The sequence below is a fragment of the Enterobacter sp. 50793107 genome, from assembly GCF_001463365.1.
In the GTDB taxonomy this organism is placed as follows: domain Bacteria; phylum Pseudomonadota; class Gammaproteobacteria; order Enterobacterales; family Enterobacteriaceae; genus Enterobacter; species Enterobacter cloacae.
Genome location: NZ_LNII01000010.1, coordinates 37,763 through 51,301, shown reverse-complemented (window position 1 = coordinate 51,301; position 13,539 = coordinate 37,763). Strand labels below are relative to the sequence as shown.

3 protein-coding genes are annotated in these 13,539 nt (G+C 59.6%); all 3 read left to right on the top strand.

The window, feature by feature from the left end; translation table 11 throughout:
* Nucleotides 1-40 precede the first annotated feature (40 nt).
* Nucleotides 41-1,447 (top strand): MFS transporter, encoded by a 1,407-nt coding sequence (locus APU11_RS01580; protein WP_080292720.1) that lies wholly within the window; start codon nucleotides 41-43, stop codon nucleotides 1,445-1,447.
* Between the two features lie 359 nt (nucleotides 1,448-1,806).
* A complete protein-coding gene (locus APU11_RS01575) occupies nucleotides 1,807-2,163 on the top strand; it encodes a hypothetical protein (RefSeq protein WP_013098385.1) in 357 nt (118 codons plus the stop codon).
* A gap of 696 nt (nucleotides 2,164-2,859) precedes the next feature.
* Nucleotides 2,860-13,500 (top strand): BapA/Bap/LapF family large adhesin, encoded by a 10,641-nt coding sequence (locus APU11_RS01570; RefSeq protein WP_060578306.1) that lies wholly within the window; start codon nucleotides 2,860-2,862, stop codon nucleotides 13,498-13,500.
* The last annotated feature ends 39 nt before the right edge of the window (nucleotides 13,501-13,539 follow it).

Genomic DNA, 13,539 nt, shown 5'->3' with positions numbered 1-13,539 from the left:
CAGGGTGAATGTTACGAGAGGGTTAACCGTGAGTGAATGCATAGTTTCAGGAACACAGTGGGGGGCACAAAACCCCATCCGCGAGGACGATCTTGCGGCAAGGATCGATGCCTTACCGGCTTCCGCCGGACTTTGGCGATTCATCGCCTTGCTGTCCCTTGGCGGTTTTTTTGAGCTTTACGATCTGTTTCAGACAGGCTACATCAGCGCCGGTCTCATTGCTGATGGCATCTTCCACACCGGCCAGCAGGGCGTGTTCGGTATGGCCGACCAGGCCGCGTTTGCGTCCGCGACCTTTCTGGGGCTTTTTATCGGTGCCAGCCTGCTCAGCCCCTATGCTGATCGCATTGGCCGACGCGCGACCTTTATGTATGCCCTGCTCTGGTACGGGCTGTTCTCCCTCGTCATGGCGTTTCAGCATCAGGCAGAATGGGTGATCTTTTTTCGTTTTATGGTAGGCATCGGCCTCGGCGTTGAACTGGTCACCATTGATACCTATCTGACAGAATGGGTACCTGCTCACCTTCGCACCCGCGCCTTTGCTTTCGCCTTTTTCATTCAGTTTCTCTCGGTTCCTGCCGTCGCGCTGATGTCATGGTGGCTGGTGCCGCAGATGTGGTTTGGCCTGAGCGGATGGCGGTTCGTGGTGATCGCTGGCGCGCTGGCGTCCATCATTATCTGGCTGGTACGCAAGGGGCTGCCGGAATCTCCGCGCTGGCTGCTGCAGCAAAAGCGCTTTCATGAGGTGAGAACCGTCATGCAGGAGATGGAGAAGCGCTGCGGCAGCGGCGAACAGGCGGATTTCCCTCTCCGCGCCGGGCAGCACAACGAACAGGGTTCACTCAAGGGCAGGTTTAAAGATATCTGGTCTCCGCGCTACCGTGGCCGGGTTGCGATGCTGGTGGTGATGAATATCTTTCAGGCGATTGGCTTTTTTGGCTTCGGAAACTGGCTGCCCGCCCTGCTGTCCGGCAGCGGGACATCGGTCACGCACAGTTTGTTATACGCCTTTTTCATCACCCTGGCCTATCCTCTCGGCGCGCTTATCTGCAGCCGCTATGCCGATCGAATGGAAAATAAATGGCAAATCGTGTTGTCCTGTCTGACCACGGTCATCTTTGGTTCGCTGTTTGCGTTTCAGAGCAACCCACTGCTGCTCATTGCCTGCGGCTTTTTTATTACCTGGTCCAATGCCTGGCTGACTTACAGTTACCACTCCTATCAGTCAGAGATTTTCCCCACCCGTATCCGGGCGCGAGCGGTCGGCTTTTGTTACTCCTTTAGCCGTTTATCCACTGTCTTCAGCAGTATAATTATCGGTCTGATACTGCAATATAGCGGCTCAACGGCGGTCATTGCCTTTATTGTGATCAGTATGCTGATTGTTATGCTCACCATTGGTATTTTTGGTCCCAACACGCGCGGTATCGACCTGGAAAATATTTAATCACGGTGACTAATAAAATGCCGTCTTACAACTTGTGAGCGGCATCCATGATTATTTTCGCTGCCCCGGAGATAATAACGTTGCCCCTAATAACATCGGGCGGGAGCATACCAGGAAAACACGGATGAAATTTGCGCAAACAAGGAGAGAGCGATGTACAGACCCTTCACCATAGTATTTTTTATTCTACTGACGCTGGCAGCACTGGCTGAGATTGGATATCTCACGTTCGGTTAGCCTTTCGCATGAAATAGCGCCGTCATGGCCTCCACCCTTTTACAGTTTTTTCCTAAAGCCGCTTCGCTTTGTCTGTGACATGCTGAATCACGCTCATAACCGATAACGTAAATGAGGATATTATGAAAAAAACAATTATCGCATTGTCTGCCATTCTGCTGGCTTCTCCAGTATTTGCTGCGACCACACATGCAACTGATGATACCGTCGCCGCGGCGAATGCTAACGCCAACGAAGCGAAGCAAAAACTGCACGAAGAGCAGAACAAAGGTGAAGAGCTGAAGCTGAAACAGAAACATGCTGCAGAAGGAAAAAGCGAAAGCTTTGGCAGCAAGGTCAGCGAAGACTCACAGAAAGTCTGGCACAAAACCAAAGAAGGCACCGAGAAGGGTTGGGACGCCACCAAAGAAGGTGCTGAGAAAGGCTGGAACAAAACCAAAGAAGGTGCCAGCGAGCTGGAAAAGAAAGTCACTGAGTAACCGTCACACAGATAAAAAGGCCGCCTGCGCGGCCTTTTTTACTGCTTCAAATAAAGTCAGGCGTATTTTACCCCTCACCATTCTATTAAATATCGCCTGCTAGCAGAAAATTTAACCCTGTAAAAGAATATTTTTAAAATGCGAATAAATATAATATATCTTACATCAAAAACATTACCCTATCTTAAACCGCAATTAAGCAACCATAAACAATCAATGCCAGAATACGATTAAAGTTATCACCTACCAATTATTTTCCCGCGGCGAAAACGCATAAAAAACCGACTCATCAAAAATGAACTAATCGCACACAATCAATGGCTTACAAATTTTAAATTATAAACAAAATCTATAAAGCAATGCCCTCTTCACATCCTTGCGCCATGTTTACTAAAGCTTAATTTGCATATCCAGACTTTTCTGACTATATCATTTTCATACCGTCCCGGATTAATTCCTCTATTAAATACAAGGTTATATAAAAGACAAAATCACATTGTTGATAGTTTTTCTCAAATAAATAGATTCGCTCTGATGTTGCCACTCTGCATTCTGGCGGGCATCGTTCGCGCTGAAAATAAATACGGTGAGCGCTGTTTTAAATAACAGTTACTCCGCCGGGGGCGCGCTTTACCCTTAACAGAGATGGCTCATCTTGCTCGCCGTTAACGATAACTCTGCTGGAGTACTCACTAAATGAGCCAAATCTCTGTTATATCGAAACTTACGGGTGTGGAAACCACCACGGAAGGCACTCAGGTTACGCTGAGCCATTCCTCTATCGTTGAGCTTAAGGTAGAGCGAGCCAATGTCGCTGACTTCGCCCGCAACGGTAACGATCTGGTGATCACGCTACACTCCGGCGAGGTGATTACCGTTAAAAATTTCTTCGTCACCGATGCGCAAGGGGCGAGCCAGCTGGTACTGCAGGACAGTGAGGGAGCGCTGTGGTGGATTCAGGACCCCGCCGGGGCGGCCACCTATGAATCTATTGCCTCCACTGACGTCCTGCTTGCCGCATCCGGAAGTGATGCAGGCGGCGCGGCCATCTGGCCATGGGTACTGGGTGGCATTGTCGCCGCGGGTGGCATCGCGGCGGCGGCAAGCACCGGCGGTGGCGGCGGTGGGGATGACGATGATGACAACGGCAGCAACCCCGGCACGCCGACAAACCCTTCCGATCCGGATACCACTCCGCCGAATGCGCCGTCCGGCCTGCAGTTCTCGCCGGATGGTAAAACCGTCTCCGGTACCGCCGAACCGGGCAGTACCATCACGCTGAAAGACGCCGACGGCAACGTCATCGGCACCGGCAAAACCGGCAGCGACGGTAAATTTACCATCGACCTGGGGACGCCGCTGACTAACGGCGAACAAATTACCGCCACCGCGACGGATTCCTCCGGGAATACCAGCCCGGGCACGACCGTAACCGCTCCGGACACCACCGCGCCGGATGCCCCGGACATCCTGCTGGTAAATGACGATGCCGGCGACAAAGCGGGCCCGCTGGAAAACGGCCAGCGCACCGATGATGCCCGCCCGACCTTCAGCGGTATCGGCGAGCCAGGCAGCACCATCACTCTCTACGATAACGGCAAGCAGATTGGCACCACCACGGTGGATGCTAAAGGTAGCTGGAGCTTTACCCCCACCACCGATCTCGGCAACGGTAGCCACACCATTACCACAACCGCGACCGATGCGGCAGGCAATACCAGCCCGGCATCCGCTGCCGTCAGTTTTGTTGTCGATACGGTTGCGCCCGGCGCGCCCACCATTAGCAGCGCAACGGACGATATTGATCCCGGCAAAGGAACGGTAAGCAGCGGAGGCAGCACTAACGATCCGCGTCCTCAGCTCTCGGGCACCGCCGAACCAGGCTCCACCGTAACCATCTATGACGGCTCTGTCGCTATTGGCACGGCGGTCACCGGCAGCAACGGCACGTGGACCTTCACGCCATCGGTCAATCTGGGTGAAAGCACCCACCAGTTCACCGTCCGGGCAACCGATGCCGCTGGCAACACCGGACCCGCCTCTCCGGTATTCACCCTCACCGTGGATCTCACCCCTCCGGCAACGCCAACGGCGATTGTACTGAGCGATGAGACCGGGGCCATTAAAGGCGCAATTACCGCAGGCCAGTTCACCGACTCCTCTGAACCACTGCTGGCGGGACGGGGAGAGCCTGGCGGCACAATCCAGGTCTATGACAACGGTGTGCTGATTGGGCAAACCACCGTGCTGCCAAACGGCACCTGGAGTCTCAGGCCAGACAACCCACTCGCGGAAGGCCCGCACTCGATCACCATTAAACAAACCGATGCGGCGGGCAACCAGAGCGCAGAATCGCAGCCAGTAAACTTTACCGTCGATACCACGCCACCGGCGCTGCCCGTTATTGCCATTAACCCGGTGGGAACCCAGGTTACCGGCACCGCCGAGCCAGGCAGCAAAATCGTCATCACCAACAGCAACGGCGACGTGATTGGCCGCGCCACCACTGACGGCAACGGTAACTTTGTTGCGACCCTTTCGCCTGCACAAACAAACGGCGAGCAGCTTTCGGTGGTAGCCACTGACGCGGCGGGCAACCAGAGTCCGGCGGCGTCCCTCACCGCACCGGACACAACACCCGATATCCTCTCTGTGGTGGATGATCAACCCGGCGTCACAGGCCCCATCAGCCAGAATGGGATCACCAATGACCGCACCCCTACCCTGAACGGCACGGCGGAGCCAGGCTCGACCATCACCATCCATAGCGGCGGCGACGTCCTCGGCACGGTCGTTGTTCCATCATCTGGCCAGTGGACCTTTACGCCATCCACCCCGCTGGCCGAAGGTGCCCATGTACTGACGGCGACATCAAGCAACGGTAACGTTTCAAACGCCTGGACCATTACCATTGACGGAACGGCGCCTGATGCGCCCGCCATCACCCAGCTTGTCGATAATGTCCCTGGAGGCACCGGCCCGGTGGGTGCCAACGACACCACCAATGACGCAACGCCGACGCTCAACGGTACCGGTGAACCCGGCTCAACGATCACCATCCGTCTGGATGGCGTCGATATTGGCACCGCGGTGGTCGGTAGCAGCGGCGCGTGGACCTTTACGCCCACCACGCCGGTTGGCGACGGCACGCATACCCTGACCGCGATCGCCACCGACGTCGCCGGTAACACCAGCCCGGTATCCGGTGGATTTACCTTTACCGTTGATACCACCCCACCGCCGGTCGCGACGCTGGCAACCGTCACCGACGACGCCGGAGACGTTAAAGGCCCGCTCAGCAGCGGCGATACCACGGATGACACCCAGCCGTTACTTCAGGGGAGCGCCCCGGATGGCACGGTCATCACCGTGTATGACGGCACCACGCTGCTCGGTACCGCAACGCTCGACGGCAGCGGCGGCTGGAGCTTTACCCCTACCACGCCGCTCACCGACGGCCCGCATTCGCTGACGATCCATGCCACAGATGCCGCCGGGAATACCTCGATTTCTGATCCGTTCGAGCTGGTGATTGATACCGTCGCACCGGCCACACCGGACACGCCAGCCATCACCGTTAACCCGGATGGCTCAGCACCCACGTCGCTGAACCCGGGGGAAACCACCCGTGATACCACGCCGACGCTGAGCGGTACCGGTAATCCGGGCGATACGGTGACGATTTACAACGGCACCGACAAAATCGGTGACGCCGTGGTGGACGGCGACGGCAACTGGAGCTGGACGCCACCCGCCGAACTGCCCAACGGCACCTATGACATTACCCTGACCGTCACCAACAAGGACGGCGCGGGTAACGAAAGCGCCCCGTCCCAGCCGGTGACTATCACCATCGACACCGACGCGCCTGCCGCGCCCGCGGTCCCGGTCATTACCGACAGTGTCAGCCAGATAACCGGCCCGGTTGCCGATGGCGAAACCACCAACGATCCGCGTCCGGTACTGAGTGGCACCGGCACGCCAAATGATGTGATTACCATTTACGACAGCGTTGATGGCGGCACGCCAGCCGCCGTGGGTACCGTCACGGTAGACGGCAACGGCAACTGGAGCTGGCGTCCTGAAAGCGCCATTGACGAGGGCAGCCACGAATTTACCGCTACCGCCACCGACGAGGCGGGTAACGTCTCTGCCCCTTCTACGGGGATCACCATCACCGTCGATACCCTCGCACCGGATACCCCGGTGATTGGCGCCATCGCCGGTGAGCCGAATGGCGGTGTTACTACCGATACCACGCCAACCGTCGGCGGAACCGGTGTGACGGGTGAAACGGTAATCGTCTATAACAATGGCGTCGAGCTTGGACGCGTGGTTGTGGCTAACGGCGAATGGTCATTCACCCTGCCCACGCAGACGGATGGCCCGCTGAACATCACCGTTGCGGCAGTCGACGCTGCGGGTAACGTCAGCGCACTCAGCCCGGTCTTTACCGTCACCGTCGATACCACTGCACCTGAGATCCCGCTGATCAACAGCGTTGAAGACAGCCAGCTCACCAACGGGACGCTCTATACCCGCGACGGTACGCCAACCCTCAACGGTACCGGCGAGCCGGGCTCCACCGTGATTGTTAGCGTGGACGGTACGCCATCCACAGTCCAGGTCACCGTCCAGCCGGACGGTACCTGGAGCTGGACCGCCGACACCACACTGGCGGAAGGCCCACACAGCTTCACCGTCTCGTCGGTCGACCCGGCAGGTAACGCTTCCGGAGACTCTGCACCGCTTGCCGTCACGGTGGATACCGTGCTTCCGGCAGCGCCGGACAATATCAGCGTGGCCGCACAGGGGACGCCGCTGACCGGTACCGGCGAAGAGGGCACCACCATTATCGTTACAGACGCCAGCGGTAACGTGATCGGTACCGGGGTGGTCTCCGGCGGCAACTTCTCCGTGGCGCTCAGCCCGGCCCAGCAGGACGGCGCAGCGCTGACCATCACCGCCACGGATGCCGCAGGTAATCTCAGCCCTGAAGCCTCCTATACCGTCACTGGTACGCTGCCGAATCTCCCGGACGTGCCCGTCATTACGGTCATCAACGACGATACGGCCCCGGTTACGGGCGATGTGAAAGACAAAACCACCAACGACACCACGCCGACCCTTGTCGGGACAGCAGAGCCAGGCAGCATAATCACTGTCTATCAGGATGGCGTGCAGGTTCTGCTGCCAACCGTAACCGCCGATGCAAACGGCGACTGGAGCTATACGCCAGCTCTGCCGCTGGGTGAAGGAGCGCACACCTTTGAGGTCACCGCCACGCTGAATGGCGAAACCAGCGGACGTTCGCCGGTGGCGACCGTCACTGTTGATCTCACCGCCCCTGACGCGCCTGCCATTGGCGCGGTTATTGATGATGTCGGCCCAGGCACCGGTCCACTCACGGACGGGCAGACCACCAATGACAACCGCCCAACCCTGACCGGTAGCGGCACGGCGGGCGATACTATCTCCATTTACAGCAACGGCACCCTGCTGGGCACCACCGTGGTCGGCCAGACGGGTAACTGGAGCTTCACGCCATCCGCGCTGGCGGAGGGAAGCAACGAGCTGACCATCCGTGAGACCGATCCGGCGGGCAACCAGAGTGCGCCATCGGCAGGCTTCACTATTGTGGTTGACACCAGCTCCACCACACCGGTGATTGTTAACGTCACCGATGATGTCGGCAACACCGCCACGACCGTGGTCAGCGGCAATACCACCAACGACGCAACGCCTACCCTCTCCGGTACGGCGGAAGCGAACAGCGTGGTGACGATCTTTGATGGCAATACGCAGATTGGCATCGTCACGGCGGACGGTACCGGCGCGTGGAGCTTTACGCCTGAGACCGCCCTCGTCGAAGGGCCACACAGCTTCACCGTCAAGGCCACCGATCCGCAGGGTAACGTCAGCCTGTCGTCAAACGCCTGGAGCGTGGTGGTTGACCTGACGGCGCCAACGGTCCCCGTGCTGGAAACCGTCAGCGACAACGTGGCGGGCGGGGTCGTCGGTAATCTCACCACCGGCCTGGTCACCAATGACACCACGCCAACGTTCAGCGGGACAGGCGCCGTCGGCAGTACCATCCACATCCTGAACAATGGTGTGGAGATCGGTACCGCACCGGTAGACAGCAACGGCAACTGGAGCTTTACCCCTAATCCGGCGCTGGGAGATGGCAGCTATAACATTCGCATCAACGCCAGCGATGCCGCCGGTAACGTCTCAGCCAACTCGCCGGTCTTCGTCTTCACGGTTGATACCGCAGGTCCTTCCGCGCCGGTGGTCACCAGCGTGATTGACGATGTCGGTCCGGTCACCGGGACGCTCACCAGCGGCAACAGCACCAACGACACAAAACCCACCTTCAACGGCACGGGCGAAGTCGGTTCCACGGTGCACATCATTGTTGATGGCAGCGAGATTGGCACCGCGGTCGTCAATGCTCAGGGGAACTGGACCTTCACCCCGGGTACCGCGCTCACCGAAGGGCCACATGCCATCACCTTCAACGCCACAGATGCGGCAGGCAATACCGGCAGCACGTCGGCACCGATTAACCTGACGGTGGATACCTCCGCACCGACAGCGCCGTCCATTTTGACCGCGAGCGATAACGTGGGCAGCGTTCAGACACCGCTCTCCTCCGGGCAGAGCACGGACGACACCACCCCAACCCTTAGCGGCACAGCCGCGGCCAACGCGACCATCACTGTCTATCAGGACGGCCAGCAGGTCGGCACCGCCCAGGCTGACGGCAGCGGCGCGTGGAGCTTTACCCCGTCCACAGCGCTGGCGAATGGTAGCCACACCTGGTCCGTCACGGCCACCGATGCGGCGGGCAACGTCAGCCCCGCATCGCCTGACTTTACGCTGGTGGTGGATACCACTGCGCCTAACGCGCCGGTTATCAGCCAGGCGGTTGATGACGTGGGCACGATCACCGGCCCTGTCAGCTCCGGACAAAGCACCGACGACACCATTCCGCGTCTCGTCGGTACCAGCGAGCCGTTTGCCACGGTGAACATTTATGAAGGTACGACGCTGGTGGGCACCGGTACCGCGGATGCCAGCGGAAACTGGAGCATTCTGCTGACCACCACGCTGGCAACCGGTCCACATAGCTTTACGGCTCAGGCGACGGATGCGGCAGGTAACACCAGCGCGCCGTCAGCGACCTTCAACCTGACCATCGACACCACGCCGCCTGCGCAGCCGGTGCTGAGCAGCATTGTGGATGACGTCGGGAATGCCGCCACGCCTGTCGCCAATGGCGGATTGACCAACGACGCGCAGCCAACCCTCACCGGGACGGCGGAAGCGGGCGCGACGGTGAAAATCTTCGATAACGGCGTGCAGATTGGCAGCGTTGTCGCCACCGGCGGTAACTGGAGCTTTACGCCATCCCCGGCGCTCAGCGATGGTCAGCACAGCCTGACGTTTACCGCCACCGATGCGGCGGGCAACGCCAGCGCACCCACCACCGGGTATGTGATCAACGTGGATGCCACCGCGCCAGCCGCACCGGTCATCAGCGCGATTGTAGACGACGTGGGCAGCGTTACCGGGCCGGTGACGGGCAATAACCCGACCAACGACACCCGACCAGCGTTGAGCGGTACCGCCGAAGCCAATGCGACGGTGCGTATCTACGACGGTAGCACGCTGGTTGGCACGGTCACCGCCGATGCCAACGGCAACTGGACGCTGGCGCAAACAACCACCACGCTGACGGAAGGTTCGCACAGCTTCACCGCCACCGCCACCGATGCCGCGGGCAATACCAGCGCGCCATCAACCGTGACCACAATCCTGGTTGACCTGACGGCACCGGGCGCACCGACCAGCCTGCAGGTGATCGCTAACGGAACCCAGGTCACCGGTACCGCTGAAGCGGGCAGCACCGTCACCATCACCAGCGGTAACGGCACGGTGCTCGGTACCGCGACGGCAGACGGTAACGGCAACTTTAGCGCTACCCTCACCACGGCGCAGACCAACGGTGAAGCCCTGCTGGTCTACGCGACCGATAAGGCCGGTAACGCTGGCGTCAGCGCCTCGGTGGTTGCGCCATCAACCAACATTCCAAACGCACCGGTTATCGCCAACATTGACGATAACGTCGGTAGCGTTACCGGAGGGCTGACCAACGGTAAAACCACCGATGACACCACGCCAACCCTGAGCGGCACCGCACAGCCGAACGCCACCGTCACGCTGTATAACAACGGCGTGTCGATGGGTACGGTAGTGGCGGATGCCAGCGGTAACTGGAGTTTTACGACCCCGGCATTAAGCGAGGGCTCACACGCCTTTACCGCCACGGCAACCAACTCAGCCGGCACCAGCCCGATCTCGCTCTCGACAACCGTTATCGTCGACGTGACGGCGCCAAACGCGCCTGCCGGGACCTTTAACGCTGACGGCAGCGTATTGACCGGTACGGCGGAAGCGGGCAGCACCGTCACCATCCGCCTCGCGGACGGGTCAACGGTGACCACCACCGCAGACAGCAATGGCGCCTACAGCTACACCTTCCTCAACAAGCAGACCGAAGGCCAGACGCTGCAGATCACGGCCACCGATGCGGCGGGTAACACCTCGCAGCCGGGCTCGGTCCTTGCGCCGGTGGTGCCGCTCTCTGCCAGCAATAACGTTGAAGAGCTGGATCTCAGTACCACCGCCACCGTCACCAACAGCCAGTACAGCGACTATGGCTTCCTGCTGGTGGGTGCCGTAGGCAACGTGCTGACCCTGCTGGGCAACGATACAGCCCAGGTTGAGTTCAACGTGGGCAGCGGCGGCAGTGCGGATATTGTGGTCAATGCCAACGCCACGGGGGCGGTACTTTCGCTGCTCAACACCCTGGAGCTGGTGGTGCAGCGTTTCGATACCGTCAACAACACCTGGACCACCGTCGTGGATACCGGACAACCGCAGTTCGCCGACCTGCTGACCCTTGGGGCCACCGGCGTGTCGCTGAACCTGACCGGGCTCGCTGATGGCCAGTATCGCGTGCTGAGCTACAACACCAACCTGCTGGCAACCGGCTCGTACACCAGCCTGGATGTGGCGGTGAAAGAGACCAGCGCCGGCACCGTAACGGGCGACACCAGCCTGGACGGTAACGTGATCCTGGATACCGATCCTACCGCAGGCAGCGATAACGCCCCGGCAGGTACGACCGTCTCCGCCGTGACCAACGCGCTGGGGGTCACCACCAGCGTTAACGCCGACGGCACGGTGATTCAGGGGCAGTACGGTACGCTGACCATTAACCGCGACGGCAGCTACACCTACAACCTCACCGACACCAGTGCCGCGGTGATTGGCCGCACGGAGAGCTTCACCTACACCATTACCCATAACGGTGTCAGCGCGTCGGCAAATCTCGTGCTGTCGCTCGGTTCGGGCAGCGTGGCGAATGGCATTGTCGCCGTAGACGACGCGGCTTCCCTGACCTTCGACACCACCGTCCAGGCCATCGATAACGGCACATCGTCGCAAAGCGGCTTTACCCTGGTGGGGATCAATCTCGGCAACACGCTGGGGCTGAACCTGCTGGACGATATGACCAACCCGATCATCTACACCGTGGAGGAAGGTACAACCCGCACCATGACGATTCAGGCCTCCGTGGGGGGCGTTGCCCTGGCATCGGTGTTCGACCTGTACGTCTATAAGTTCAACAACGCGACCCAGACCTTCGAGCAGATGCGCGTTGAGCCGGGCTGGCTGCGTGCGCCGCTGCTGGGCGGCACCTCCTCGCAACTGACGCTGAACCTGCCTGCCGGGGAGTATCTGTTCCTGCTCAATACGGCGGCAGGGATCACCGCGCTGACGGCCTACACCCTGAGCGTGCTGCAGGATCATGTCTACAGCGTCTCCAGCATCGGGGAGAGCACCACGGGGGATGTGCTGGCGAACGATCCGGTGCCGGATGGCACGGTGGTGACGGAAGTGAACGGTGTGGCGGTTAACAGCAGTGGAACAACCGACATTCAGGGAGAATACGGCACGCTGACCATTGATTCGTCCGGCCAGTACACCTACACCCTGAATAGCGGCGTGGGTGCGGACCATATCAGCACGCCGGACACCTTCGTCTATACCATTACGGCACCAAACGGCGCGAAAGATACGGGCTCGCTCAACATTACCCCAACCGCGCGGGCAATGGATGCGGTGAACGATGTCAGCACCGAGATGAGTGTCACGTCGGTACACCATACCTCGGCCTACTCTGACACCACCGTCGGCAGCGCCAGCTGGACCACCTCGTTGCTAGGTACCACCACGGGCAGCGGAAGCGGGACCTTTGTGGTGGATCCGAACACCGCCCTGCATAGCGCGTCGCTGCACTTTGACGTCGCGTCGCTGCTGGCGCTGGGCGGGCTGACGGTGAACTGGACGATCAGTGATGCCAACGGTGTTATCCGCACCGGCTCCTTCAGCGGCGGCTCGCTGCTGGGCGGCAGTATCGACGTGCCCCTGACCGGGCTGGATCTGAACGCCGGGACCTATACGCTGAGCTATACCGGCAGCGTACCGGGGCTGAGCGTGGGCAATATCACCATCACCCCGAGCGTGAACGGTACCACCTACTCGCTGACCCAGTTCGACTCCACCAGCGGCCACACCGTTGACGGCAATATCTTCGACGGTACGAATTCCGCCGGGGCGATGGATCAGCTGCAGTCGGTCGATACCCGCGTGACCATTACCGGCTTCGACGGCACCACCACCACGCTGGATCCTTACACCGGCAGCACGCTGGTCAACGTCACGGGTCATTACGGCACGCTGTCGATTGGCGCAGACGGCCACTACACCTACACCCTCAACAGCGGGGTGTCGCTCTCAACCATCACGTCGAAGGAGGTCTTCAACTACACCCTCACCGATGCCAACGGCAATACGGACACTGCCACGCTGACCATCAATATGGCGCCGCAGTTCGTCAGTTCTGAGCATAACGATGTCATTACCGGCACCGCATACGGCGATACGCTGATTTATCAGGTGCTGAACAGCACCGCAGGCAACGCCACCGCGGGTAACGTCAGCAGTACCGCCGGCGATCACTGGACCAACTTCTCGCTGGCCCAGGGAGACAAAATTGACATCGGCGATCTGCTGGTGGGCTGGAACGGCAGTGCGTCAACGCTCGGTAATTACCTGCATGTGACGAACAGCAATGGCAGTACCGTGATCGCCATCGACCGTGACGGTACAGGAAGCACCTATACCAATACCACGCTCGTGACGCTTGATAACGTCCAGACCACCTACGACGAGTTAGTTAACCAGCAACACATCGTGACCTGATAGCACCTGTAGTACCTGACCCGGGCGCACTGCGCCCGG